Annotated in this window: 24 protein-coding genes; 17 read left to right on the forward strand and 7 right to left on the reverse strand. The window is 56.0% G+C overall.

Annotation, left to right across the window (positions count from 1 at the left end; all coding sequences use genetic code 11):
• Positions 1-9: 9 nt before the first annotated feature.
• The 4 genes from FHT76_RS28360 to FHT76_RS28375 form a co-directional block, all read right to left on the reverse strand.
• Complete coding sequence (locus tag FHT76_RS28360; protein WP_183756713.1) at positions 10-1,149, reverse strand: glycosyltransferase; 1,140 nt, start codon at positions 1,147-1,149, stop codon at positions 10-12.
• 242 nt (positions 1,150-1,391) lie between these two features.
• Positions 1,392-1,679: a hypothetical protein gene (locus FHT76_RS28365; RefSeq protein WP_183756754.1), complete on the reverse strand. Its 288-nt coding sequence runs from the start codon at positions 1,677-1,679 to the stop codon at positions 1,392-1,394.
• Positions 1,680-1,809: 130 nt separating this feature from the next.
• Positions 1,810-3,129: a polysaccharide biosynthesis/export family protein gene (locus tag FHT76_RS28370; RefSeq protein WP_183756714.1), complete on the reverse strand. Its 1,320-nt coding sequence runs from the start codon at positions 3,127-3,129 to the stop codon at positions 1,810-1,812.
• Positions 3,130-3,164: 35 nt separating this feature from the next.
• Positions 3,165-4,235, reverse strand: a complete 1,071-nt coding sequence (locus tag FHT76_RS28375) for a glycosyltransferase (protein ID WP_183756755.1) — start codon at positions 4,233-4,235, stop codon at positions 3,165-3,167.
• 326 nt (positions 4,236-4,561) lie between these two features.
• Here FHT76_RS28375 and FHT76_RS28380 point away from each other — a divergent pair, with 326 nt between their 5' ends.
• From FHT76_RS28380 to FHT76_RS28395, 4 genes are all read left to right on the forward strand, one after another.
• Positions 4,562-5,284: a sugar transferase gene (locus FHT76_RS28380; protein WP_259130034.1), complete on the forward strand. Its 723-nt coding sequence runs from the start codon at positions 4,562-4,564 to the stop codon at positions 5,282-5,284.
• 219 nt (positions 5,285-5,503) lie between these two features.
• On the forward strand, positions 5,504-7,525 hold the full coding sequence (locus FHT76_RS28385) for a glycosyltransferase (RefSeq protein ID WP_259186114.1): 2,022 nt from the start codon (positions 5,504-5,506) through the stop codon (positions 7,523-7,525).
• Positions 7,525-9,180 (forward strand): Wzz/FepE/Etk N-terminal domain-containing protein, encoded by a 1,656-nt coding sequence (locus tag FHT76_RS28390; protein WP_259186138.1) that lies wholly within the window; start codon positions 7,525-7,527, stop codon positions 9,178-9,180. The genes FHT76_RS28385 and FHT76_RS28390 overlap by 1 nt, the downstream gene beginning before the upstream one ends.
• On the forward strand, positions 9,177-10,211 hold the full coding sequence (locus tag FHT76_RS28395; protein ID WP_259186120.1) for a glycosyltransferase: 1,035 nt from the start codon (positions 9,177-9,179) through the stop codon (positions 10,209-10,211). Before FHT76_RS28390 ends, FHT76_RS28395 begins: the two co-directional genes overlap by 4 nt.
• Positions 10,212-10,223: 12 nt before the next feature.
• Here the strand turns inward: FHT76_RS28395 and FHT76_RS28400 are convergent, their stop codons facing one another.
• Both FHT76_RS28400 and FHT76_RS28405 read right to left on the reverse strand, forming a co-directional pair.
• Positions 10,224-11,663, reverse strand: a complete 1,440-nt coding sequence (locus FHT76_RS28400) for a lipopolysaccharide biosynthesis protein (RefSeq protein ID WP_259186121.1) — start codon at positions 11,661-11,663, stop codon at positions 10,224-10,226.
• A gap of 112 nt (positions 11,664-11,775) precedes the next feature.
• On the reverse strand, positions 11,776-13,743 hold the full coding sequence (locus FHT76_RS28405) for a hydrolase (RefSeq protein WP_259186122.1): 1,968 nt from the start codon (positions 13,741-13,743) through the stop codon (positions 11,776-11,778).
• A gap of 278 nt (positions 13,744-14,021) precedes the next feature.
• Between FHT76_RS28405 and FHT76_RS28410 the strand changes: the two genes are divergently transcribed.
• The 5 genes from FHT76_RS28410 to FHT76_RS28430 all read left to right on the forward strand — a co-directional run bounded on the left by FHT76_RS28410 (position 14,022) and on the right by FHT76_RS28430 (position 20,000).
• Complete coding sequence (locus FHT76_RS28410; protein ID WP_259186123.1) at positions 14,022-15,353, forward strand: FAD-dependent oxidoreductase; 1,332 nt, start codon at positions 14,022-14,024, stop codon at positions 15,351-15,353.
• A gap of 63 nt (positions 15,354-15,416) precedes the next feature.
• Positions 15,417-16,517 carry a glycosyltransferase family 4 protein gene (locus FHT76_RS28415; protein WP_183864300.1) on the forward strand — a complete coding sequence of 367 codons (1,101 nt, stop codon included), beginning with the start codon at positions 15,417-15,419 and terminating at the stop codon, positions 16,515-16,517.
• Between the two features lie 132 nt (positions 16,518-16,649).
• Positions 16,650-17,678: a glycosyltransferase gene (locus FHT76_RS28420; RefSeq protein WP_183864301.1), complete on the forward strand. Its 1,029-nt coding sequence runs from the start codon at positions 16,650-16,652 to the stop codon at positions 17,676-17,678.
• Between the two features lie 190 nt (positions 17,679-17,868).
• Positions 17,869-18,873 carry a glycosyltransferase gene (locus FHT76_RS28425; RefSeq protein WP_259130051.1) on the forward strand — a complete coding sequence of 335 codons (1,005 nt, stop codon included), beginning with the start codon at positions 17,869-17,871 and terminating at the stop codon, positions 18,871-18,873.
• A gap of 44 nt (positions 18,874-18,917) precedes the next feature.
• The gene (locus FHT76_RS28430) at positions 18,918-20,000 is read left to right on the forward strand and encodes an acyltransferase (protein ID WP_183864323.1); all 1,083 of its coding nucleotides are present in this window, start codon (positions 18,918-18,920) and stop codon (positions 19,998-20,000) included.
• 268 nt (positions 20,001-20,268) lie between these two features.
• Here FHT76_RS28430 and FHT76_RS28435 read toward each other — a convergent pair whose 3' ends face one another.
• A complete protein-coding gene (locus FHT76_RS28435; RefSeq protein WP_183864303.1) occupies positions 20,269-21,075 on the reverse strand; it encodes a DUF1206 domain-containing protein in 807 nt (268 codons plus the stop codon).
• Between the two features lie 190 nt (positions 21,076-21,265).
• On the opposite strand from FHT76_RS28435, the gene FHT76_RS28440 reads away from it, so the two are divergent.
• From FHT76_RS28440 to FHT76_RS28475, 8 genes are all read left to right on the forward strand, one after another.
• Complete coding sequence (locus FHT76_RS28440) at positions 21,266-21,598, forward strand: hypothetical protein (RefSeq protein ID WP_183864304.1); 333 nt, start codon at positions 21,266-21,268, stop codon at positions 21,596-21,598.
• A 116-nt stretch (positions 21,599-21,714) separates the two neighbouring features.
• Entirely contained in the window at positions 21,715-22,575 is an 861-nt protein-coding gene (locus FHT76_RS28445; protein ID WP_259186125.1) for an alpha/beta fold hydrolase, read from the forward strand.
• 88 nt (positions 22,576-22,663) lie between these two features.
• Positions 22,664-22,924 (forward strand): DUF2934 domain-containing protein, encoded by a 261-nt coding sequence (locus FHT76_RS28450; protein ID WP_183864306.1) that lies wholly within the window; start codon positions 22,664-22,666, stop codon positions 22,922-22,924.
• 176 nt (positions 22,925-23,100) lie between these two features.
• The gene (locus tag FHT76_RS28455) at positions 23,101-23,694 is read left to right on the forward strand and encodes a cysteine hydrolase family protein (RefSeq protein ID WP_183864307.1); all 594 of its coding nucleotides are present in this window, start codon (positions 23,101-23,103) and stop codon (positions 23,692-23,694) included.
• 11 nt (positions 23,695-23,705) lie between these two features.
• Complete coding sequence (locus FHT76_RS28460; RefSeq protein ID WP_183756728.1) at positions 23,706-24,749, forward strand: ATP-dependent DNA ligase; 1,044 nt, start codon at positions 23,706-23,708, stop codon at positions 24,747-24,749.
• 174 nt (positions 24,750-24,923) lie between these two features.
• Complete coding sequence (locus FHT76_RS28465; RefSeq protein WP_405049521.1) at positions 24,924-25,493, forward strand: nutrient deprivation-induced protein; 570 nt, start codon at positions 24,924-24,926, stop codon at positions 25,491-25,493.
• Positions 25,486-25,902 (forward strand): phage holin family protein, encoded by a 417-nt coding sequence (locus FHT76_RS28470; protein ID WP_183756729.1) that lies wholly within the window; start codon positions 25,486-25,488, stop codon positions 25,900-25,902. Before FHT76_RS28465 ends, FHT76_RS28470 begins: the two co-directional genes overlap by 8 nt.
• Positions 25,902-26,903, forward strand: coding sequence for a DUF3618 domain-containing protein (locus tag FHT76_RS28475; protein ID WP_183756730.1), 1,002 nt, complete (start codon positions 25,902-25,904; stop codon positions 26,901-26,903). The genes FHT76_RS28470 and FHT76_RS28475 overlap by 1 nt, the downstream gene beginning before the upstream one ends.
• Positions 26,904-26,990: the final 87 nt, after the last annotated feature.

Consider the following 26,990-nt stretch of genomic DNA (forward strand, 5'->3'; position numbering starts at 1 on the left):
CCAACGCGATTAGCCTGCAGCAGCGCGCAGAGCCGTGGCATGCACCTCAACCACCTTCTCTTCGCTGTATTGGTCGATGAACGATTTCCTGAAGTCTGAATCACCTTTGGCCAAGATGATGTCATCGCAGTAATCGATCATCGCGGCGACAAGCGAGGGCCCGCCGTCCGGATCAACCAGGCGGCCGAGCCTGCCGTCCACAAGGATGTCGCTCGGGCCGAACTCGCAATCGGTGGCGATGACCGGGAGACCGAAACGCAGCGCTTCGCATATTGCCAGCGACCAACCCTCCCAGCGCGACGTCGACACATAAATGTCGCTTGTCGACAGCGCGGGATACGGATCATTGGGGTGGTGTTCTATTGAGACGACGTCTTGCAATTGGAGTCGCTCAATGTCGCGGCGCAGATCCTCTTCACCCGCCCCGTGCCCAACGATCTTCAGCCGTGTGTTCTTGCGCTGCTTGTAGACTTCGGCAAATGCGCGAACCAGGATGTCCTGGCCTTTCTGATGAGAAAATCGGCCAACATTGACAAAAGTCACGCATCCCGGCTCGCCACCTAAAGCCTCTGGTCTGTCAAATTTGCGAACCGGATTGGGTACCCAGCACTGCGGTACCTTGCTGCCAAACATCTCGCGAAAGGATGAAAGTTGGCGGGGCGAGGTTCCAAACACGTAAGCGGTGCGGCGAAGGAAAAACGTCTTCATCAAGAAAAACAGGATACGTGCCTTGAGATGGCTGCGTTCGCGCTTTGGGTTGCCATGCAAGTGGACGACAAAGTTTCTCTTTATGCCGAGGCAGGACGCCATCGCGATCACAGTAGGTTCGATCTGGGGAACAACGATGAGATCGTACTTCTTGCTCTTGATGACATCCCTGAAGGTTGTCATCAGCTGGAGCCTGCCCCGCGGTCGTCGATCAATCGTGTGATAGCTGCGCTCGGAGGGCCGATTATGATGTTCTGACGTGTAGAGAACGTCGATATTGAAGTCATCGGTGTAGCGTTCAGTCAGATTGCTGCAAATCGTGTCGACTACCCGCTCAATGCCCGCAAACGATTGGGTTCCCGGCTGGATGTAAAGAATTTTAAGAGCGGACCCGCGAGGGAAGGGATGCCTTTGTCCGAGCTTGGCGGCACTCATCTCCATAAGAGGGTCCTTTTTGGCGCCGCTTTGATCACAAGTGTTCGCTGTGGGCGGCATGAATAATGGGACTCTTGCGCGTTGCACAATAAGCGCCGCCCGTGTCACAGTATAATTGTGCGGTGCAGTGTAAAAAGCAATAGTAATTTTGGGGAGGAAGCCGAAGACCGGAACAATATCGCTACGCCTTTTAGATTAGCCGACTCGCTAATTTAGCAGGCGATTTTTAATTCGGAACCGGATAGTGTTCAATCCGTCGTATACTTCGATTCAATCTTCCGGTGCGCGCGGATCTCGTTGGCGCGCCGGACGTAGAGGAGATACAGCACGCCATGCGTGAAAATATAGCCCGCTTCCAGCACGGATGCGAGCGCCATGCTCAATCCGAGTGCCAGGAGGAATGGCATGCCTGCCACAACGCTAAAGATCGCATAGGCCGCCATAACAACCATAACGACCAGGGTGAAGACCAAAATAGGCATACGAAGCGCAGAAACTGCGCCTAGAACGAAACAAATTGCCAACGTCAAACCCATAAACGCTACCCCGACCGCCCGTACGTAACCGTACACAATCATCGGGCAAATAGCTAATATAGGCAAGCTAATATTCTCTTACACGAGAACTATTCACACTTTCGCCGAGCAAAGCCTTGCGCTAAGAGCGTTAGTTGCTGTCGGCAACGGAGGCCTGGGCGCCCCGCTGCCGCCGCTCGACGCGAATGACGTCACCTGGCAGAACAGGGTCATTATCGCTGACGATCAAGCTTTCATTGCTGCCGTCGACAACGCGGTTGATGCTTGTCGTGAAGGAATAGGTATCCTTGTCTTCCTCCAGTGCCGCTACGGCGGCAGGAGCGCGCACTTCCAGATTTCTGAGAAGATCGCTGGCGGTCTCGGTTTTCTTGGCGTTGGAGGCGAAACGGTCACGAAGCTCAGCGGCTTCAGTCAGCGCATTTATGCGATACCGGTTGCGAACATCACCAATATCCTGGTCGACCTTGGCAAGGTCCTGTTGCGTCTTCAGAATGGCGAGCGAGACGTCAAGGTTGCGGCTTTCGAGGTCGGCGAGATTTTGATTGGCGCCGAGCTGGCGCGCCGATACCGTCAATCCCTGCTGAACGAGTTTGTTGACGGAGCCGAGATCCTTGTTGGCCATATCGATCTGCTTTGCGAGCGATACGGCCTTTTCTTTCAGTGCGGAAATCTGATTGGCTGCCAGAACTTTTGCCTGGTTGAGGGAGCCGATCTCAGTCTCCATGGAGCGCAGGCGGGTCTCGAAGAGCGCTTGTTCCTCGGTCAGCATCCGCGCAACCCCGGGCTCCGCTTTTCGCGAGGTCAACTCGGCCGGAAACTTGATCTCGGGATCATTGTTGAGGATAGCGTCGATGCGCGCCTGGCGCGCCACCAGTTCGAGCCTTTCGGCCTCAAGCGCGCGTATTTCGCCGCGACCCGACAACGCGTCCCGCTGAAGGGTAATTAGGTTGGAGTCAACGGGCCCGATCCCGCCGGCCATGCTGACGGCCTGTACGACCGTGAGACCGGGGCTGAAGCTGTACTTGCCGGGCGTCGCGACCAGCCCGGTGACGAAGAACGGCCGATATGAAGCGATTTCGACCGAGGCGTTCGGCCTCTTTTGCAATCCAACCTGATTTTGCAGGCGCTCACCGATCGATTCAGAAACCTGTTCGAGCGTTTTGCCGGCCGCCGGAACCGTGCCGATGATCGGCAAGGAAAGATTGCCTGCAGCTGAAATAACGAATTCGCCGGTCAACGGCACCCATTCGAATGGAGCGCCGGTACTTGGGCGCCACTCGAAAACACGGATCCTGAGCACGTCCTGCGGTCCGAGCAGATAGTCCTGCGCTGCCGCCATGTGGCCGCACAGAGAAGCCACGACGGATACCGCCGCGAGGAGACAGGCTTTTGAACGGCGGCCGAGAAGACTTCTTATGGCGCGGACGTGGTGTTCGATGTTGAATGACATGCGTTGCTCCATGACAACCGTGTGCCAGGTTACCTTCAGGCCGAAACGGCAAGCTCGGTTCCTGTTGCGCGTTCGATAAAGGTGCGAAATCGGTTTATGAAAACTTCGCGGCGGAAATCAGCAGCGCGTGAAACGGCATCGCCCGGATTGAAGTCAAGTCTCTCCATCCGCTCGACGGCATCGATCAGTTCCTCGACAGCCTGGTTCTGGAAGAAGACACCGGTCTTGTTGCTAATAACAGTCTCGGTGGCTCCACCTCGTCCATAAGCGATGACGGGTCTTCCGCTGGCCATCGCCTCGACCGGTACGATTCCAAAGTCTTCCTCGCCCGGAAATATCAGCGCCTTGCAGCGAGCATAGTGGTGTCTGAGAGCATCGAAGGGTTGCGAACCGAGTATCGTGACAGTTGGGCCGGCGATCTTCCTGAGATGATCGAGCATCTCTCCGCCGCCGATGACGACGAGCTTGGCCTTGAGGCGGTTAAACGCTTCGACAGCAAGATCAGGTCTCTTGTAGCTGACGAGCTCCCCGACCATGAGGTGGTAATCGCCCAGTTCCGATGCTGGCACTGGCCGGAATGCACCGGTATCGACAGGGGGATGAATGACCGACGCTTCGCGCCGGTAATAGCTCCTGATGCGGTGAGCGACCGTCGTCGAATTGGCGACGAAATCATCGACCCGATTGGCGGTCGCAACGTCCCACGTCCGCAAGTAATGCGCCATGGGCGGCATCATCAGGCGGGTCATCAGTCCAGAACTCTCGTAGTACTTGTTGTACATGTTCCAGATGTAGCGCATCGGCGAATGGCAATAGCATACGTGCATCGCCGGCGAGGTCGGAATAATACCTTTGGCTGGCCCCGACTCGCTGCTAATCACAAGGTCGTAGGCACCAAGGTCAATCTGTTCGAGCGCCATCGGCATAAGCGGTAGATAGCGCTTGTACATCTTCCGCGCATAAGGCAACGAGCCGATGAACGTCGTCTGGATTCGATGCGACTTGAGCTTGTCGGAAATCACCCGCGGATCAAACACATGCGTATAAATATCCGCATTGGGGAATATGTCGCAAAGCGCCTCGAGTACCTTCTCGCCGCCACGCATGCCTACCAGCCAGTAATGTATGATTGCTACTCGCACGCAAAGCTCCACTAACTCGAATGGGTAACACGTATTACGGCGCGCAAAACGGGAAGGGAATCTATCTAGCTTTCGATATGTGTATTGCGAGACGCCAGATTAGTTCTATTGTGGAAATAAGACAACAAGTTCCAAGAAATACGTCTTATTTTCCGCATTGCACCCTTGAATAGTGCAGCGCAATAAATGTATTGTCAAATCGTTTAATACTTGTTAACGTTCTTGTGCTTGCCCGCTTGGGCAATTTCTGCACGTGCCCTGGACAGTTTTTATTACGTGGGAGTACGCGGATGAGGGAATTTGATCTCGGACGAGAGTTCGACGGCTTCGACAAGGGGCGGCACTCTCGAAGCGAGCGAATGCGGCCTTTCGAAAGGAAAAGACGAGGCACATCGTCAGCCGTTGCCGGAATTGCAAAATATGCCCTCGATGCGGTCCTTGCGGCAATAGGACTGATTGTCCTTATGCCGATGATCGCAATCTTGATGGGTACACTTCTCGTGCTGCAGGGAAGGCCAATCTTCATCGCGCATCGCCGCATTGGCAAGCATGGCGTGATGTTTCCCTGCCTGAAATTCCGCACCATGGTGGCTAACGCCGACGAGGTGCTGAAACGACACCTGGCTGCCAATCCGCACCACCGGGCGGAATGGAACGCCACCCGCAAGCTCCGGGATGATCCCCGCGTAACGCCATTCGGCGCACTTCTACGCAAGACCAGCATCGATGAAATTCCTCAACTCCTGAACGTGATCCAGGGGAAGATGAGTCTCGTCGGTCCGCGGCCGATCGTGGCAAGCGAGGCCGAACTTTACGGCGTGCACTACAGCGACTACATCCAGGTCCGCCCTGGACTGACCGGACTGTGGCAGGTGAGCGGTCGTAGCGACACGAGCTATGGCGAACGAGTGCAGCTCGACGTGCGCTACGTACGAGAGCAAAGCATCCTCGGCGACATTGCCATTCTGCTGAAAACCGTACCGGCAGTCCTTCGTTCTCGCGGCAGCTACTGAACGACAGCGGCGCGGCTGATACCCCGCGCCATTTCCCCTTTTCAGTCGTCGTCAGGTTGGCCGGCAGACAAGGGGAGATGCTATCGATGTGATTGCTCCGTGACAGTGCTTCAACGGGGCTGCGCTCGATCCATGTATTACGGAGGGAAGACATATTCTTGGTACATGTGATCAATACGATGCCTCGTCTCACGGCCTTGGGCGTGCGAGGAACCTGACATGAGCGCCTCCTTCGTCGTAAATGGCCGCTTCCTCACCCACAACGTGACCGGTGTACAACGCTATGCGCGCAATGTTGTGAGTGCGATGGATGGTTTCGACCGCGCTCGTCAATCCATCGTCCTGGCGCCGGCGGCGACCAAAAACCCAGGGTATTCTAACCTCGGATTCATCGCAAAAGGGGCACTGATGGGGCATGGATGGGAGCAGGTCGACCTGCCCATTCAGCTTGGAGGCCGTCGGCTTCTCAATCTCTGCAACACGGCGCCAGCAATCAAGAGTGATCAGATCGTCTGCATTCACGACGCCAATATCTTTGCTGCGCCTGCAAGCTATAGTCGGGGATTTCGTGCGGTCTATCACAACCTTCAGCCCATCCTTGCGCGCCGTTCTGCGCGGATTGCAACAGTATCCCATGCAGCCGCCAGGCAGATCGCCAGGCATCTGCCTGTTTCTCTCAATTCAATAGCTGTCCTGCCAAACGGCCACGAGCATGCGCTAAGTTGGGATCCCGGGCGCGCGACCTTAGCACCGGATTTACTCACGTCGCGCAACCACCGGCCTTATGTCCTGGTGCTTGGATCGAGAGCCCGTCACAAGAATGTCTCCCTGCTGATTAACATTGCCTCAGCCCTCGATCAAATGGGCGTCGATATCATCATTGCCGGTGGCGGCGATGGTATCTTCACGCAGGAAGCGCTGCAGGGAAGGGACAACGTCCAGCTGTGCGGCCGGGTATCGGACGACGACCTCGCCTATCTCCTTGATCGCGCGCTTTGCCTTGCCTTCCCGTCTTTGACCGAGGGGTTTGGCCTGCCGATCGTCGAGGCGATGGCCCGGGGCTGCCCGGTGATCTCGTCAAATTGCGCCAGCATGCCGGAGGTCTGCGGTGACGCAGCACTTCTTGCATCGCCTTTCGATCCAATCCAATGGATTGAGCATGTCCGATCGCTTCTGCAGTCGAAGGATCTCCGCGACGAACTCAAAGGGCGTGGCTTGGACAATGTCCGACGCTTTTCCTGGAAGCGGAGCGCCGAGGGATATCTGGATCTCCTTGAAAAACCCTCCGCAAGCCTTGCAACCCATCAGCCGCAGACGAGCCCGACACCGCGTATCGCTGCTGTTTTTGCAACCCGCGGCAGGCCCGACGTTGTGTCCGCAACAGTCAGACACTTCCTTGCTACGCAAACCCTGCAGCCAAGCTCCCTCATCATTTCATGCGTCGATGCGGCAGATGCAGGCAGCCTTGCCTTCCTGCCTGATGTCACGATCGTAACAGGTCCACCTGGTCTTTCGGCCCAGCGAAACACAGCCCTCGCACACCTTGATCAAGACACGGAAATCGTCGCGTTCTTCGATGATGATTTCGTTGCAGATCGAGATTGGCTTGCCGCTGCGGCCCGTGTCTTTCGAGATGAGAGCCAGGTCGTGAGCTTTACCGGTCATGTCGTCGCCGACGGCATCAAGGGACCTGGAATCCCGTTCGACGACGCTGTTCGTCTCGTTGAAACTGCAACCGTTCCAACCGGTGAATGGACCGAGCCTTATAGCCCCTATGGCTGCAACATGGCATTCCGTGTGGCAGCAATCGGAAATGTGCGGTTTGATGAACGTCTGGTGCTTTATGGTTGGCTGGAAGACCGCGATTTTGCAGCCGAGCTTGCGCGACGCGGTGGACGGCTGATCAAATGGTCCGGCGCATATGGTGTCCATATGGGTGTCAAGAGCGGGCGGGTCAGTGGCGAGCGCCTCGGATACTCGCAGGTTATCAACCCTCTTTACATGCGAGCGAAGGGGACGATGAGCCTGATCAAGGTCGCTGATCATGTCTTCCGCAATACGGCAAGCAACTTTGGTCGCGCGCTCTTTCCCGAGCCGTTCATCGACCGCAAGGGTCGCGCGAAGGGAAACCTGCTTGCACTTGCGGACGTTCTGCGCGGGCGGTTGGAACCCGAAAGAGCAGCGGAAATCGGAAGGCCAAATATAACCCCCAAGCCCGGTTGGAGGCAGGAGACACGATGATGTTCAACAGACCAAGGCCCCTTGATGCCAGCTCCCGATTGTGGCGCCTGGATGAGCCCCAGTCTGACAACTCGGCTGATGGCCCCCTTGTTCTCATCAGGTCGGTTATCGCACTTGCCTACCGCCATAAGGTCAGCCTGATCGCCTGCACCCTCCTGGGTCTTGCCTTGGCGGCCATATACGCGCGCTCGCTCCCGCCAACATACACCTCGACGGCAACCCTGCTCCTGGAACCGCGCCAATCCACGGTTTCCGGACAGGAATCGATCCAGCAGGGGTTCGACCTCAACCGCGCCGACAGCGAGTTGCAGACGATCCGCTCCGAACGGTTGCTTTCCTCCGTGTTTGAAAGTCTGGGTCTGAAAGACAGCCCGGAACTCGGGGCAAATCAGCCTGGTCCTGTCGAACGCCTCATTACGATCTTGGGTCCAAGCGACGCCTCATCGCAAACGGGCCTGGGGAAGGGGGCGCGCGAAGCGGTCAGCGGCGACCCCACTCTCGTAGACGAGGCCGAAAGAGCAGCCTTCCTGAATTTTGCAAAACGCCTCAATGCCCGTCGTGTGGGGCAATCATTCGTTATCGAAGTGGAGTATGCGTCCTCCGACCCCGCTCTGCCGTCACGGGTCGCAAACGGGGTGGTCTCCGGTTATATCTTCCAGGCGATCGCGTTCAAGGAGCAGATGGCCCGCGCCGGCACCGAGGCGCTGCAGAGCCGCCTGGATAGTCTTTCCGCGCAAATGGAGGCCGCCCGTTCCGCGATGCACGATGGATCTCTCCCTTCGATCCCCACACCTGACGCCGATGCCCGCGTCATCGGCGCCGCGCTTCCGCCTCTGGCGCCATCCGCGCCTCGTAAAACCCTGATCACAGCGCTCGGCGGCGTCCTTGGCCTGCTTGGAGGATTTGGCCTTGTCGCTGTCCGGATGGCACTCGACAGACGTGTTCGCGATGCGCGCGATCTTGCCCGCGATAGTGGACTTGCCTGCCTTGGCTCCATCCCGGTTGCCCCGGATTCCAACGGGGTTCCCTGGAACGTTGGCACGCGCGACGTGGGCTTCGTCAGCGCCATTCATGACTTGCGGACTTCGGTGGAGATTGCCTGTACCAGTCTGCGCAATGACAACAGTATCGCGATCGCGGTCGTTTCCTGGGCACCGGGTGCCGGCGTTACAATGATTTCGTCAAGTCTCGCACAGCTGATGAGCAGAAGCGGCCGCTATGTAACGCTGTTTCAGAATCCATCCGATACCAATATAACGGCCCAGACAGAGGTGTATACCTCCGCGACCGCTTCCCTTGCGGATGCTGCGTTCGCAGGGCTTCCCCTCGAACACATTTCGTTTCACCAGGTCGACGGTGTGGCCGTTCTGCCGATCCACTCGCGCGATACCAACGCGAACCTGTTTACCGACTTCCGCAATCCACGGGTTCAGCGGATCCTTGAGGCGACACGGCAAAAAGGGGACGTCATCCTCGACCTCCCGCCGCTTCAGGGCTCGATGGATGCGATGGCGCTCGCCGCCTATGCCGATGCTGTCATTATCGTCGCAAAGTGTGGAGAGACAACGATCGAAGAGGTCGTCGAGGCAATTCAACTCCTGCGTCGGTCCGGCGCCAATGTCGTCGGGACCGTCCTGAACAAGGGACGGCGATGACCGAAGAAGCCGGCATATCGCCTGGGCCGGCCAAGCTTCGTCTCGCCGTGATCATCGCGTGCTGGAACTATGCAGAGTATGTGGATGAGGCGATCAGGAGCGTCCTTGATCAGACGCATTGTGATTGCGAACTGATTGTCGTCGACGACGGTTCGACGGATGGATCGTGGGATGTCATTCAGCGCCACCCGGTAAGGGCTTACAAGATCGACAATTGTGGTCAGCGCGCCGCCTGCTCCTTCGGGGTGAGCAAGACGAGCGCACAGTTTGTGCTCTTCCTGGATGCTGATGACACCTTGGCCCCTGGCTCGCTTGAAACCATCCTGAGAGAACTGGATGACAATGTTGCAAAGCTTCAATTTCCGCTCGTTCGCACCGACCGAAACGGGCTTGTAATTGGTGATCCTGTTCCGAACCTGGCCTCGTTCCGCGATAACGGGAAACTCGCGAGAATCGTGCTCAAGAACGGGACCTACGCCAGCCCCCCGACATCAGGGAATGTCTTTCGCCGTGATCTCTGTGAGTTCCTCAAGGAGGCGACCTATGATCGTGCGGTTGATGGGATCCTGCTGTTTGCCGCGCCCTTCTTCGGGGACGTCGTCAGTCTGTCCACGCCGCTTGGTCGCTACCGGGTTCACGACCGAAACGATTCCGGTCTCGGGCGTCCGCTTGATGCGCAAATCCTGCGGCGGGAGATCGCCCGCTTTGCCGATAGAATGGGGCATCTGCGACGCATCCTTGACCGGATTGGCAGAGCAGCAGAACTCGTTCAAGTTGGCGAGACCCAGTACTTTCTCGAGCGCTCGATCTATCTCGCGATCGCTGAGGGTCACCGCGTTCCAGTGACGCTGTTGTGGCACCTGATCGGCAAAATTTGGGCGACCGGCAATTCGTTCAAAACCAGATCCGCGATGGTCGCGTTTCTTCTTTTCACGGCCATTCTTCCGAACCGCAACGCACGTCGTGGGCTGTCCTATCGGCTCGATGCGGGTGACCGGTCGATGACCGGGTTGTTGCGGGCGCTGTTTTGAACATCTGTCCCGTCAGGCGCGATCGATAAGCTCCAGACGCCCACGTCCGGCAATCAGACGCATACCAAGCAAAAGCAATGTGACACCATAGGCTGCAGCTCCCGTTGCGATGACGAGAGCCAGCTCGACAACGTGATTCAACTGCTGCCCAGCCACTTCGTCTCGCAACAGCCAGACCGCTGTCGCCATGACGGCGGCAGCGAAGCCCACTTTCCAAAGATTGTATAGTTGCTCTCCAATGCCGAGGCCAAGCAGCTTCCGGACCTCGTTAAGGTAGAAGCCAAACATCAGGAAAGAAAGCGCGACACGGGCAAAACTGACGCCCGTGACCGAGCCCAGATAGAAACCGAGCGAAAGCAGCACCAGGCGCAACAGGAGATCGGTCGTGTTCGAGCGAAAAATGATATTGGGGCGATCAAGGGCCAGGCTCACGGAATAGAGGGTCTGGAAATATGGAATTGGTGCGACGGAAAGCGCAAGAATGCTCAGTAGTGGCGCAGCTTCCTTCCACTTCTGCCCAAGTAGCAGATCGGTCGCGAGATCGGACGTGAGCGAAATCCCGATGCAGGCAGGTATCGAGATCAGCATCGCAAAGCGTGCCGCCTTAAGAAACGCGATCTTTACACGGTTACGATCCGAGCTGATCTGCGAGAAGGCGGCCATGACCGGCTGAAGAGCTGGGCCAATGATGCTTTGCGTCGGAATGACCGCGACATCGTTGGCAACCGCGTAGCGACCGAGTGTTGCACGGTCTGCAAGTCCGCCGACCAGGAAGCGATCGAATTGCCAGTTCAGCGCAGACACAAGCTGCGCCGAACTGAACCAACCGATAAAGCTTGCAAAATCACGCAGTCGCGACAGCGATAGCGCTGGGCGATAGGGGGCAAGGACATAGGAAGCGATGGACGACACGATAGAGGCTATCACGGAATTGACCGCGATCGCCCAGTAGCCTCCACCCGAGAGAACAACAACTGTTGCCGCGATGCTGGCAGTCAGTTTACCGGACAGTTCCAGAATGAAGGTCTGTCTGAAACCGAGCTGGCGCGCAAACTTTACCATGGCCGGGCTAGCAAAGCCTCTTGCGACCGGTCCAAGCGCCATGACCGCCACAACAGGCAAAAGCTGGGTCTCATGATTGAACAGTGCAAATGGATAGGCGGCCGCGAAAATGATCACGGCAATAACGCTGCTTCTGATGATCCCAAGCGTAAAGCCGGTGTCGAGATGGCTCTTGTCAATTGACGGCAGCCGCACGAGCGCTTGAGTTACGGGGACCTCGAGCACCGTATCCACGATCATGACAAGCGACGTCGCGAGCGCCGCCAGACCGAAATCCGATGGCGACAGAATTCTCGCGAGAACCAGAAGTGTGAAGAAGTCGATGATGCGTCCAACAAAGCGGGAAAAGACCAGCCAGCTTGCCCCTTGAACAGCTTTGAACGCAAGCATCAGAAACTCCAACCTGTCGAAGCTGCAACTACAGCAATTGCTTGGTGACCAAGGCTCGCCAATCCTGTGCGTTCTATTTCGTCAGAGACGATCGACGCCACAGGCAATCCTCTCATCGCTGGAAGCGCGCCGATACGCCGCGCAGGATGTGAGCCAACTCGATCACCGGAAGAAGTGCAGACTTGAGGCGAGGAAAATCTCGCGCAATCGCAGCTTCGCGCCAAAGATGAGACTTCACCGATCTCAATTGCTGGGCGATACTTGCCTTGTCGGTCCGGTTGAGAATGTTGATCGTATCCGGGCGGCCAAAATCTACCGACCGCAGCCCCACTCCCAGTGCGAGAACATCGAGTTCTGAAGGGTTGGTTATCGCTTGTTTCAATCGCACCCACGCAGCCGGTATGTCCCGCATCACCTGCGCTCCGTCGTCCAGATCATCGATGTAATCCAGGACGCCTCCAAGAAGGGGATTGCCGGCCGACGCATCGATTTTGCCGTAGGCAATATTCCCGCAGTTTCCCTCTACAATGCCGTCACTTCCAAGGCTGAGCATCCGGACCGACGGCACAGATGGCTCGAACAATCGCTCGATGATATGCCAGTATCGAAGGATGACCGTTTCCACCTTGAATGGGTTGTAGAGGTTGTCCTCAACGATGAGACCTGAAAGCTTTGAAAAATGTTCTTCGCTCAGTCCCTTGTAATTGCAGCGGGCAAACTGGATCGTCTCGAACCGTCTTTCCGGCATTCCGGCAGCCAACAATCTCTGCGTACTACCGTAGAGTCCGGTATCACACAGGATAACCCTGTCCCTCACATCTGACATCGTGTCGAGGTGACGCCTGAAGAAGGAATTCTGTTCGATGACGTCAGCGAGAACCGGGCGCCCTGCGGGACTGTCAAGCGTATCGAAGAACCTAGATGAGGAAAAAGGCGCATCCCAGGCAGGAGGAAACGTATATTTCCCGCCCCCCAGAAAGGTTGCGACTTCAGCAAAACTGTTGCCCGCGAACTCCCTGGCAAGCTCATCCAGGACCGCTGGACTGCGAGATTCCAGCGCTATTCGTGCCGCGACCAATCTCGAAACCAGAATATTGTCGCGTCGGAGTGAAAGCGGCAGGCCAAGGCGCGTGACCAGGTGCTCGAAGGCCTGGCGTATCCCGACGCCGCCACGCGCGCAAAAGGCAAGTGTTCCGCTTTGTGCTTCTGCCTGTCGTGCATACATCCAGATGTTTAAACAGAACTGAGCAACAATTGGGCCAAAAACTTCCCGGCCAAAGGCCGTTTGATCCTCCAGAATGGAAATGCGGGATCGACCGCTTCGTCGCAACCGGCGTTGAACGCTCCTCATCACTTCCGAACGCGCCCCATCGGCTTTTGTCGCCAAGCGCCTCAGCCGGCCCTTGGGAACATGAACCGTCTGTATGCCCATTCTGTGGGGCACTGTATGGTCGGCCAGTTCATCGTCACCAATGTGAAGCAGGCGCGATGACGAAACCTTTTCCGAGGCAAGGACAGCTGAAAACAGTGAGCCGGAGCGTTTGCTTGCGAGTAGTTCGGCACTTGAATAGATCGCGTCGACCAGGCCCGGCCCATGAAAATAATTGATCAACTCCGACAACCGGTCGGCTCCAAGTGCCGTATCGGAAACAGCCACGATGCGGATACCAGCCTGCCGATGCTGGCGAAGAGCCATGGCAAGCGGCCCATTGGCATATAGCGAATTCTTTTCAATCGCGATTTCGATATCGATACGCTTGTCGCGGAGCCTTGCTGGCAGACCAAGCATTGCCAGTTGCCGCTCCACGATATCGGTCAACCTGACTTCCCCAACGCCACCGCCGACATTGAGTGCCCGATAAGCAAGCTTTTCCGCCATCAAGCGGGCCTGCAACAACTCCTCGACATTACCGCGCAGCCCCTGTTCCCGCAGAAGGCGCGCAAAACGCTGCTCCCCTTCCATCATCCGGGATTTTTGGGATCTGGGCTGGCGTAGCAGCAACGTATCGAACACGTCGGTCGAGATCACCCCGACAGCATCGAGCGGGCTCTGTAGAACGTCGAGGTTACGCCGCAACACTGATTACCCCTGCCGATACATGAAAGAGATCCCACATCTCAAAGACGAGGTTGCGGGTGGTATTGCTGCACCTGCGAGAAGATGCTTGCTAGCATGTAATAACATCGTTCGCCTATTATCAAGTCAAAAAAAATCGCCAGTTCTTGCAATGATAAGTGTCGTTGAAGAAGACAGGTTCCACTATGAAATGTTTTAATGTATTTGATTGTTTCTGTTGACTGTGTTCTATAGAACAAGAATTGTTGCATTGCAGCACTCATGCGGCGACGGGGTGGAGAATGGATGACACAAGCCTGCAGGTCGTGCCTCTTTCCAAATTCCCGCATTTCGACGCAGTGGTGCTGGGCGCCGGCATATCGGGCCTTGTTGCTGCTTCCATCTTGTCGGAACAAGGTCAGCGCACCCTTGTCGTCGACGATTACAGCCATGTGGGCGGCAACCATATGGATTGGACGTCGCCGGAAGGCTACACGTTCGACGTTGGCAGCCTGATCTTTCAGGACGATTCGCCATTGCTGCGGCACTTTCCGGAGCTTCTGCCCCGTTATGTTCCGATCAATCCGACCTGGGGGCGATTGAACCCGCAAGGTCGGATCACGGTCTATCCTATTTCTGTCCGGGACGACATTCTCGCTGCTGGACCTTTAGGGCTGTCGCGTATCGCCTTTTCTCTGATCTATGCGAGGCTTTTCCGCAGAAACATGCGCAATGCACGAGACTTTGCGCGCTACTGGATCGGGGCCTATCTGCTTCAGCGGTCCGGCCTTGAAACCTATATGAAGCGCTTCTACGGGATTGAGCCTGAAAAGATTGATCTCGATCTCGCCCGCAAAAGAATGGGATGGATCAGTGAACACGCATCAATCAAGGGCTTGCTGAGGAAATTTACGCTCATCCGGCGGCAAGCAGCGGCCGGACCGGTAAATCGTCAAATGGCACGTCCTCGGGAAGGGTTCGCAAGCCTTTATGACGTAGCCGTTCAACGTCTGAAGGTCGCCGGCGTGTCGTTCCGACTGTCTGCTGGGATCAGGAAATTGTCAAAGCTCAATGATGGTTTCGAAGTGTCGCTCGCGGATGGCCCAGTATTTACCAAGCGGGTGATTTCAACGATTCCAATTCCCGCTGCCGAACGCCTTTGCGACCTTCCGTCACATTCAGCCTTGAAGACGATTACACTCATAACCCTCTACTTCAGCTTTCGCGGTACACGTGGGTTTCAACAGTCGATTATTTACAATTTCTCGCATGAGGGTTTCTGGAAGAGGCTGACAGTTTATTCCGATTTCTACGGGTCTCAAAATGACCGGGAATATTTTGCGGTCGAAGTAATCGCCAGCCAAGTCCTGACCGTTGACCAGGCCGAGGCCGATTTTCGCAATCACACGCGTGCCAACGCTCTGTTTACTGGAGAGCTCAAACTCGAGGGAAGTCAGATCCTCGAAAACGCCTATCCTATCTACAGCCAAGGCGCCGCACAGCATGCAACGCAGGCAATCGCCAAGCTGCGACAATTTGGCATCGAATCGATCGGTCGTCAGGGTGCCTTCAACTATCAACCGACGGCGCGGGTATCGACAATAGAAGTGGAGGCTGCGCTCGGCAGCGGTTAACTGCACGCTTGGAACAGAACACTGCTCGTCACGCGGGGCAAGTGAGAAGACGAAAGGTTTATTATGCGTATCCTGCATGTTCTCAACCACACCCAGCGCCTGAACGGACACGTCCATGCCGCCGTCGACCTGGCATGCGCACAGGTAGGGCAGGGCCACGACGTTTGCGTTGCGAGTGGGGGAGGTGACTTCGACGGATTGCTGAAACGTAAAGGCGTCCATACAGTTCTTGTCGATCACAAGCGCAGTTTTCCAAACCTCGCCAAGGCACTTGTCCACCTTCGCAGTCATGTGCGCAGCTTCCGTGCCGACGTCGTTCATGCCCACATGATGACGAGCGCAGTCCTTGCGTTTCCGGTCTGCAGGATGAGCGGTATCCCTCTCATTACCACCGTTCACAACGAATTTGAAAAAAGCGCAACTTTGATGGGTCTTGGAACGCGGGTCATTGCCGTCAGCGACGTCGTCGGCGCGTCAATGCAGAGACGGGGTGTTCCGTCGTCGCGGCTTTGCGTCGTACTGAATGGCACGATCGGCTCCGCCCGCTCCGACGGTCGCTCCGAAGAACCGGCTCCGCTCGTCTCACCCAGCATCCTATTCGTTGGTGGCCTCCATCCCCGGAAAGGGTTGCCAGATCTTATGGAAGCCCTTGAGATTGTCCATCGCTCCAATCCAAACGTACATCTGTACATTGTGGGAGACGGCCCGCATCGCGATGCCTATAAGAACATGGCCTCGCAGCTTGCATGCGCCAAAGCCATTACGTTTGTCGGCCCGACCACCGATCCCTACCCATACATGCTGGGCGCCGATATCTTCGTCTTGCCATCGCACGCAGACCCCGCACCGCTTGTCCTGTCCGAAGCGCGAGAGGCACACTGCGCGGTCATCGGAACGCAGGTCGATGGAATACCTCAATTGCTCGAACATGGCGATGCAGGGATCCTGGTACCGCCGCACGATCCGTCGGCGCTGGCAGAAGCCCTGATTCAAATCGTTGAGACCCCAGGGAAGATTGAAGAATGGAAAGCTCGCAGTCAATTGCGCATTGACCACCTCACCATTGATCGGGTCGCACGAGAAACGATGCAAGTATATGTCAGCGCCCTGGCATCGCGATCGACGGCGGACGCAGGAAAAGTGAAGCATTCCAATCTGGCATAGAAGCAAAATGTTCCGCGACCGATCCTCAGCTCTCGCATTGCGCGTATCGAATTGTACAATTTAACGGTGGAACATTTCAATTGAGAGTGTATATTGCGACGCAACAAGATGCGTTGCATACGGAGCGATCTGATGCCACCGAACATTCCTCTCATCAGCATAATAATTACTTGTTTTAATTATGAATTGTACATAAGGGAATGCATCGAGAGTGCAATGCAGCAGGATTATCCAAATCTTGAGATCATTGTCGTTGATGACGGCTCGAGCGACCGCTCCTGGGACATCATCCAGGAGTACCGCGACCATGTAACGTGCGTGCGTCAGAAAAACCGTGGTGCGCTACGCAGTTCGCTAACCGGATTTAGCCTTTCCAACGGCGATTTTGTCCATTTTCTCGATGCCGACGATCTCCTCGAATTCGGAGCCCTCCAGCAGGTCGCACCTTACCTTCAGCCTGACGTATCGAAGGTGCAATTCATGCTAAGCCCAATCGACAAGGAGGGGAAGGTTATTGGAGATCCATTCCCAAAACTCGCACATTCCAAGGAATCTGGACCGCTCATTCATTCGATAAACCAGCGAGGCTATTACAATACTCCGCCAACCTCCGGGAATATTTATCGCCGTGATATCTATGAAAATCTGGGCGATCTGAGCTACGAAAGAGCGATCGACGGCGTACCCTACTTGTTGGCGCCTTTCGTCGGAAAGGTGGTATCTCTGGATCTACCGCTCGGAAAATACCGAATTCACAACGCCAATCTGTCATCTTTTTCGACGCTGACCAGCGAACGACTGAATGGCTATATGGACCGATTTCTGGCTCGGCTCCGCCATCTATCGCAACTCATCGACGAGCGCGGCCTTAAGGGGAAGATACGCCTCCGCCAAGACTATGCCTATGTCAGGGAGATGATGATCCTCAGCACCGTTGCTTCCGGCAAGAGGCCGTCTTTTCCTCTTCTGACGTCCTATGTATCGGCCGTCCGTCGAGAGCATGGTTCAATCTTGAGAACATGCATATCTCTTGTTTTCGCACTCGGCCTGTTTGTACTTCCAGACGTCGGAAGACGGCAGCTCGCCTCGTTTCGATTGGATCCGTCGCGGTTATGGCGATTAAGGTCGCGGCTCAAGAACGCAGTCTCCGTAGGAACTTGACGATGACACATCGATACTTTGGCCGATTGATGTGCAGGGGGAGTGCCGATGGGATCTCCCATGCAGGAAGGCACAGCTCAAATCTAAACGCCGTGGCATAGGATAGAAGTCATTGCATTCAGCCGATCTCCCGCGCGAACGAGGCTGAAAGGTTGGAATTCAATTCAGGTGCGTGCAAAGGAAGCCTGTTGTGAACCACAGAATATCCGTCGTTTTGGCAACGTACAACGGGGAACGCTATCTTTCGCAGCAACTGGAGAGCCTGACGGCACAGACGGTGAGGCCGTTCGAAATCATCATAAGTGACGACGATTCCACTGATACGACACCCGAACTGCTTGCAGCATTCGAAAAATCGGCGCCATTTCCCATCCTACGCTGGAAGAACACACCCGGCCTGGGGTTTCGGGAGAACTTCCTTCGTGCAGCATCGAAGGCGTCGGGTGACTGGATTGCCTTTTGCGACCAGGATGACATTTGGCGCCGGGACAAACTTGAGGTGTGTCAGAGACTTTTCGAAGATGGTGTCACCCAGGTTGTCCACCAGGCTGAACTCATCGACAATGCTGGGACGAAGATTGGCCTCTTCAGTCAGGGCATAGAGACAACCCGCATCAGGCCACCGCTCTTTTACGACGTGTGGGACACCTTTCTGGGTTTCTCGATGATCGTCCGGCGCGACGTGCTGGATATCCTTCCGTCAAGCAGACGATTTGTTGACTATATCGAACCAAACCATCTCATTGCCCATGATCGATGGGGATTCTTTCTCGCACAGACTCTTGGAAAAACAGCGGAGATTGCCGAGCCACTGGTTTATTACAGGCAGCATTCCTCCAATCTGTTTGGCAAGAGCGGTCGCAAGCAGGTCGACGGCGATATTCGATTGAAGAACAAGGGTTACATCGATGCGACACGAGGGATGTTGGCCTGCGTCGAGGGAATGCCCGCTACTGCAGAAACTCGCTTTCCCGGCTTCCGGCGGCAGGCTGCGCTGAAGGTTTACGCGTCCGCATTAAGGCAGGTCGAGGCCCGCGGAAATATCTACGAGCTGGCCGGCCACCTGGCTTTTGCCGAATTCATGCGCCTCGTCTCGTCGGGCTGTTATCGAGGTGCACAGGACGGCAGATTGAGGTGGCGTTCGCTCGCGCGCGATCTGGCGTTTTGCTTTGGGATGTGGAACGAACGTTGCTGACGTATCCGGCCAGTAGTAATGGCGGTAGAGGAGGGGCTTTGCGCATGGCGAGTAGTCAGAGGTCGGCTTCCCACTACGTAGCACTCGATGGCGTGCGAGGTATCGCGGCAATATCAGTGCTGCTCTTTCACCTCGAACGGTGGCTCAATGTCCCGGGGCTTGCCGCGAACGGAAATCTCGCGGTCGACATGTTTTTCACCTTGAGCGGGTTTGTTCTTGCAGTTGCCTATTCCGAGAGGGTTCATAAGATGAACCTCTGGGACTTCTTCGTCATGCGTGCGGTCAGGCTCATGCCTTTGATCATGCTCGCAACCATCATAAGCTGTTCGTACGTTCTGCTAAGGGCCGTCTGGCAAACCAACGATATTGTCCTTTCGACGGTGGCCATCGCCCTCTTCACCGGTGCCCTCAACATTCCCTACTTCCATGCCCCTTTCAACATCGGCGGCCCCCAGTTGTTTCCGCTCAACGGCCCACAATTTTCTCTATTCCTGGAGGTCGTGGCCAATGTCGCGTGGTGGGCTGTCCGCTTCGGTCCACAGATCGCCATCGCAGTCCTTACCTTCGTCGTATCGGCCATCTGCGTGATCGTCTTCGGTATCGGAGGCGATACCACAGAGACGTTTTGGCTCGGGTTTGCGCATGTTGGTTCGTCATTCGCGCTTGGGGTGCTGATCTTTCATCTCGACCGGATGATCACACGCAGGCGGACGCGGCTGGTCGGAAGTCTATTCTGGTGCCTGACCGCACTCATGCTGCTGGTGTTCTACGTGCCCGTGGAAGCCACGTTTACATTGAAGCTGTTCTGGAAATTCGTTCTCGCACCTGCGTTGGTGTGGGCCGGGGCGTATGTAACGTTGAATAAAACGCAGGAAGGGGTCGCAAGGTACCTTGGCGATTTATCCTATCCCATCTACGCCTTGCACTATCCGCTCTTTTGTTGGGTCAACGGCACTCTGCAAGCCGCCACAGGCGTTAAGGAGCCGATTGTTGAGGTGCCGCTCGTCGTGGTGACGGTGATCATTGCCAGCGATGTGGCCTTGCGGCTTTTCGACAGGCCGGTACGTCTTTTTCTATCGCGGCATATTTTTGCAAGATCAGGCGTTCACGCGGCCACCCCGGGTTAATCACATACGCGCGATTGCGAGTACCACGATGAGAATATAGCCGAGCAGTGATGTTGCGAACATGGCGACGAGCAAAGAAACCAAACCTTCTCGCTTGCATCGACCGGGCCTTGATGTCTTTGGCAGGCCCGCTCCAGGACCGGGGAAAAAGCTGTCGTCTCGGAACATTCTGCCTCATCCGCATATGATGCTTACGAACATGCATCACTCACGAATGTTCCCTTTTTAAAAGAAGCCCCGGATTGTCGAGCCGCCTCAGTTATGCTTTTCATAGTCCTGCTGGCAGCTTTGATCGTATAGCACCCACATCAGGGGAGCGAATAATGCGGTAGCGCGCCTCTACGAAGTTGTAGAGGCCGAAGGATGCCAAGCCGAGAGCGACGGCCAAATAGATGATCGCGCCAAAAGGTAGACGACGGATCCAGTTCAGCGCATCTGCCATGCTCCCTGCCTTATCGGGATCAACCGTAAGAGCTGCGTAGCAAAACAGTACCCCGATGATCAGAAAGATGATTCCGCGAGATACCAGCCCATAAATACATAACAAAAGCAGCGGCCTGCGACCTGATACGGAAAGATAGCGTTCGAAGTGACGGGACAACCCCTTGTGGACTGTAATCCCGCCGCCGAGCAGGAAAGCGAGCCCGATCGCGCCGGCCAGATAGATCCCGAAAGGTTGCGCCAGAGCCCAGGCCGCCAGTCCCTTCTCTCCACTGCCGTGGCCGCCGTAGTCAAGATTCAAGGCCCGCGAGAAAGCATAGGCCGCAAGTCCTATATAAATCACCGCGCTCGCGAAAAGGGTCGCTCGGATTGCAAGACCTTTCGCGTCGTTTTCGTGATTGTCTGCATTCGCTACAGACTGGGCCAGCCGCCAGGCCACAAAACCCAGCAGCCCCATACCAATCAATGTGAGCCATACTCGTCCGAGGGGCTGCGAGAGAAGAGTATCGAGCGCGGATCTGGTCTCTGGCCGGCTACCAAAACTCGAAAAGAGCGCAAGACCTGCAACGAGAACAAAAACGATACCCCGAGCCACGTATCCTGCGCGTGCGAGCAATTCAAATTTGGAAACCATGGCAACTTCGAACCTCCGAGAAAATCAGGAACGAGACGAAAGGCGTTGAGTTCCATTGCGCTGTTGTCCTTGTCCCACGCAGATGGAATGTGTCTGCGGCGACCGAACGGACTGGCATGTCTTTGCGTTACGTCGGTAAGAGAGAGGATGAGGGAAACGCTATCCCAAGTCCCTGCGAGGAGGAGCGATTATGGTTGATACTCGTACCAAGGGATCAGGCGCAAAGGCCGCGCTCGAGCAGTATTTCGAAGAGATCGAAGAAGGCCAGCGTGAACCGCCCGATGACGACGAAAACTTGCTGGAACTTGAAGACGCTCTCAGGGAAGTTGCTTGGCTTCGCAAAGAGGTGGGGGATTTGCGGACTCAACTGGCCATCATGAGAGGATCAACGGGGGAAGTCACCAAGGAAGCATCGCGATCCTGGCTGAAGGTCACGGCAGCTGCCGCGACGGCTCTTGCGCTCGGAACGATATTCAGTCGGCGCCATTACCGGGCGCGGGGTGGCCACGCACACCTAGGATGATCGTCTGTAGCAAGTCATGAGGTGGCCGCTGCTTCTATCAAGCCGGCTGGCTATCATCGAGTTTGCGGTTCCCCTGCGCAACACGCCTCGCGTCACACTCACCGCCGGAGACGTTCATGTTTGACAATTTTGAATTGAAGATTGCTGCGACGACCGAAGGCCAAATTCGTCTTCGGATTGGCGGTAAAGGGCCAGCGACGATGCTCCTTCATGGACACCCGCGAACTCATATGACCTGGGGGAAGGTTGCTGACGCGCTGGCAGACCACTTTACGGTTATTTGCCCGGATCTTCCGGGGTTTGGCGGGTCCTTCATTCCAGCCGACAGTTGCAACAGCGAAAAATCTTCGAAACGAGCAAAGGCTGCCGTTCTCAAGGAACTTATGGAGAACCTCGGTTTTGTTAGTTTCAACGTTGTGGGTCATGATCGTGGAAGCCTCACGGCATTTCGGTTGGCGATGGACTATCCCCAATCGGTCCGGCGGCTAATCACCATCGATGGATTGCCTGTGATCGAGCATCTGGAGCGCGCCGACTGGAAATTCGCCAGAGATTGGTACCACTGGTTCTTCTTTGCCCAACCCGAAAAACCCGAACGGGCAATCTCCTCTGATCCCGACGCCTGGTACAACAATCTGTCGGCAGAGCTGATGGGGCAGGAAGCTTACGATGACGTGTTGAGGGCCATTCACGACCCTGCCGTAGTTCATGGGATGATCGAGGATTATCGAGCCAGCACACGAATTGACCATCTGCATGATCGGGAAGATCGTGACGCTGGGCGACAGGTTAAATGCAAGATGTTGTGTCTTTGGTCTCTCCGAGATGATCTCCAGAAGATCTACGGAAATCCGGCTGCAATTTGGAACTGCTGGGCCCGCGATGTCGAAGGTTTCGGTATCGACAGTGGGCATCACGTCGCTGAAGAAAACCCGGAGGCTTTGGCCTCAGCAATCACAGACTTCCTTCTGGAGTGACAGTCTCCGCGATAATCAAATTTCCCGCTGGAACTCTGTTGAAAGCCCGAGGTTAGTAAACGTTACCCAGAGCCTAGGAGCGCTTGCTATGGCCGAGGACAGGATTCGGGCCGAGGCCTACAGAAAATGGGAGGCCGAGGGCCGTCCCGATGGACAGGCCGAGCGACACTGGCTCGTCGCTGAAAAGGAGATTACCAAGACCGAGGGCTTACCGAAAGCAAGGTCGTCTGACCAAGCAGGTGGCATAGTCCCATCTGACGATCCAGAGGATACCGGCTCGGATGCAGTTCCCTCGCAGAAGGCAACGACGCCGTTCAGCCCGGGCGAACTGGCGTCCGAGAATAAGTGAGTAGCGCTCGGCATCATCGACGGCGGCCGGAACGTTTGACCGTACCCGTCCGCCATGGGACTGAGCTCTACCGAAGCCAGGGATGGAGCACATAACTGGAGAGGGGTTGGTTGCACCTGGACATCATGTTTTGCAGAAAAGAACCGTGCCGGCCAATCGAATTTGAAAGGCGAAAAATGTCAAACTGGGTGCATCTTTGTATCGACATGCAGAGGCTGTTTGCGGAGGACACGCCCTGGCACGTGGCGTGGATGAAAGAGGTTTCGCCACAGGTTGTCGCACTCGCGGAGCGCCATCCGGAGGCTACGATATTCACCCGTTTTGTTCCGCCGCGGAAGGCTGAAGACATGACTGGGATGTGGCGTGCCTATTACGAAAAATGGGGGATGATGACCCGAGACAATCTTGACACGGCTCTTATTGATCTCGTTCCGGCCTTGCGCGCCCTGACGCCACCGGCGCGCATCTTTGACAAGATGACCTACTCACCATGGGTCAGCGGCGAGCTGCATTCCATTCTCGTGAAAGAGGGTGTCGATACCGTCGTTCTGACCGGTGGAGAAACTGATGTTTGCGTGCTTGCCGCGGCTCTCGGCGCAATCGATCTCGGTTACCGCGTCGTCCTATTGAAGGATGCTGTTTGTAGTGGCGCCGATGATACGCACGACGCGTCTCTGGAACTCCTCGGCGACCGCTTTTCCGTGCAGCTTCGTCTTATCACAGCGGATCAATTCCTAAGCAGTCTGCCATCAGGTTTGCACCTGGATTAGGGCAAAAAGCCATGACCAATGCCGCAAAGAACCGTTCCTACGCGCTGCCCCTCGATATCGAACCAATGGAAGCGAAGCTGGTCAACAGCCTCCCAGACCAGAAGGGGTGGCAGTTCGAGCCGAAATGGGATGGATTTCGGTGCCTCGCTTTCAAGGAAGGATCAGTTGTTGACCTTCGGGCGAAGTCCGGAAAACCTCTGGGGCGATATTTCCCCGAAATGCTGTCGCTGCTGAAGGACCTGCCCGTTACACGGTTTGTGGTCGACGGCGAGCTTGTAATTGAAGCTGGTGGACATCTATCGTTTGAAACGCTGCAAATGCGCCTCCATCCTGCTGAAAGGCGGATACGAAAGCTGTCGACCACTCACCCGGCCAAACTTGTTCTTTTCGATATTCTTGCAGATAACAATGGGCGTTCTCAGCTCAAGGAACCTTTCGAACGACGACGAGAGCTCCTCGAGGATTTACTAGGACCCTTCGTATTAAAGAATCGGCTGGCGCTCTCGCCCTATACCAAATCTGCACAGACTGCCGAAGAGTGGCTCTCTAAAGCGGGAGCTGATGGTTTCGACGGGGTCGTTTGCAAACGTCTTGATGGAGCCTATGAAACTGGCGAGCGCGCCATGATCAAGGTGAAACGATTGCGAACTGCCGATTGCGTGATCGGCGGATTTCGGTACGGGAGTCGCTCGGATAAAGTCGGCTCGCTTCTGCTTGGTCTATACAACAAGGAGGGTAAGCTTGATCATGTTGGCTTCACGTCGAGCATCAGAGACCGCGAACGAGCGGAGCTCACTGAAAAGTTGGAGGCACTTCGCGAGCCTCCCGGATTCACTGGCAAGAAGCCCGGAGGTCCCAGCCGGTGGAGTACTGAGCGAACCGGTGAGTGGGAGCCGCTGAAGCCGGACCTTGTCGTTGAGGTCCGGTTCGATCACGTAACAGGTCGTCGTTTTCGCCATGGGACGACGCTGGTCAGGTGGCGGCCTGACAAGAAGCCACGTCAATGCGACTACGAGCAAATCGACCAGGCGATCATGGTGGACCCCACTTTCTGACGGGCCGGTTGGCGCCAAGCTGCAGCGCCTACCCAATCAACAGATCGCGTCGGGAGCCAATGGCTCTATTCATCCGGTGCAAATTTCGCCTGATCGAACAGCCTGTCACGCAAAGTGGAACAAAGCTTTGCTGTCAGGGTTGGACGTTCTCTACCGCAAGCATGGGAGATTTAGATGTCCAACGAATTCCCGAGAGGGGATGCCCCCTTCGCGCCGGCCCTGACGGCGCAGCAGGAGGAAAGGTCAACGACGTCCGGCACCTCAACGACACCCGACGCGATGGCGAAAGCCAGTGACCTGAAAGAAAAGGTGGCCGACGATCTGAGTTCGGTCCAAGACAGCCTGAAAGCGGGCGCTGATACCGCAGTTGAAAAAGCAAAGGACGCAGCCGCCAGCCAGAAAAATTTTCTCGCCCGCCAAGTCGGCGGCATCGCAACTGCACTCCAAAAAGTGGGTTCGGAACTTGAAAATTCGGATCAGCCTGAAACCGGACGCTATGCCAGCCAAATTGGACGGAGCGTGCAGGCCGTTGCCCGGCAGATAGAAAACCGGGATCTTGGCGAACTGGCAACGGCCGCGGAAGATTTCGGTCGCAGGCAACCGGTGGCATTCCTGAGCGTGGCGGCCCTTGCTGGTCTGGCCGCAAGCCGTTTTCTCACCGCTTCTGCAAAACGTTCGCCCGGTTCTGTGACTAACCAGTCTCGAAAGACGGATTACAAGAGCGAGGGTAACACAGATGTCTAAAGTACCCGATAACTTATCGCTGTCGGAACTGGTGGGTGGTCTTGTCACTGACGTGACGAGTCTGTTGCGCAAGGAAATCGACCTCGCGAAAACGGAAGCATCCGAAAAATTCTCGCAGGCACTCACAGGCGTTGAAGTTCTGATATTTGGACTGGTCCTGGCAATCGGTGCGGTGGGCGTGCTGTTGACGGCCGCGGTGGCAGGACTTGCGGCGTTTCTCGTTACACAAGGTATCTCCCCGGCGAGCGCGAATGCCTTGGCAGCTTTGATCATCGGAGTGGTTATAGCGGGTATCGCCTGGGCCATGGTCGCCAAGGGTCTCTCGGCTTTGCGCGGAAGCAATCTTCGGCTTGACCGGACGGCAACGTCGCTTCGCCGTGATGTCGGTGCTGTAAAGGAGAAATTTTAATGAGCAACTCAGCCGAAAAAACCTCTCTGGATTTGCAACGGGAAATCGAAGTGGATCGGAAGCGGATCGAAAATCGGATCGACGCTATCCAGGAAAAGATGTCGCCCGGCGAACTGATAGATGAAGTTCTGAACTATGCAAAACAAAGCGGTGGCGCCGAATATGTAAGCAATCTTGGTCGGGCGCTAAAAATGAACCCGATGCCGGTCGCTCTGATGGGGATCAGTCTTGCTTGGCTGATGGCAAAACAGAATGGCGATGCGCAATTGACAACAGCATCCGATCCTGAGTACCCACTCTACTCGGCCGATGGTGCGATCCGCCGTTTGGGGCCTCCTGAAATCGAATTCGGCAGCAGATATAGCTATTTCACAGACAACACCGGGAAGCGCTTGAAAGCGTTGACGGATGAGGCTGGTGCACGCGCCGGTCATTTCATTGACGAGGCGGGAAAGACGTATCGCGGATTTGTCGACGCAGGCGGAAAGCAGATCGAACAGATTGCCGATGAAACGGGCGCCATGTTCGATGCAGCATCCGGTTGGACCGCAAAAACCTGGGCCCAGGTCAAGGATGCAACGAGCAGCGTAGGATCAAAAGCATCGCAAGCGATGTCGTCGTTGTCCGATCGATCGGCCTCGGCCGGGGCAAGCATCCAGGAGCAGACCACTAAGCTAAATGATGCTATTCTCACCCATTTCAGAGACCAACCTCTCGTTGGTGGAGCCTTGGCTTTCGCCGTCGGAGCCGCGATCGGTGCGGCGCTTCCGCATAGCGAGATGGAGGATGAAATGCTAGGCGATACCGCAGACCTCGCCAAGACCAAGATTGCCGACGAGGCGGCGAACATGGCCGAACAAGGCATGGATATTGCGTCGGGTGTCTACGAGCAAGCTGTTTCGGTGGCCGCCGAGGCACACGATGTGGTCAAAGATCGGATTCTGGAGGAGGTTGATGCCTTCAAAGCCGGGAACGGCGCTACCGAACCCAAACCGCGCTAGGATACTTTTGACCTGGTCCAGCCAATCCTTGCCGAGTTGAGGGTTGGCGCAAAACCTGACAGCATCTGACCGTGACCGGCGCGGCGC

It is taken from the genome of Rhizobium sp. BK176, assembly GCF_024808055.1.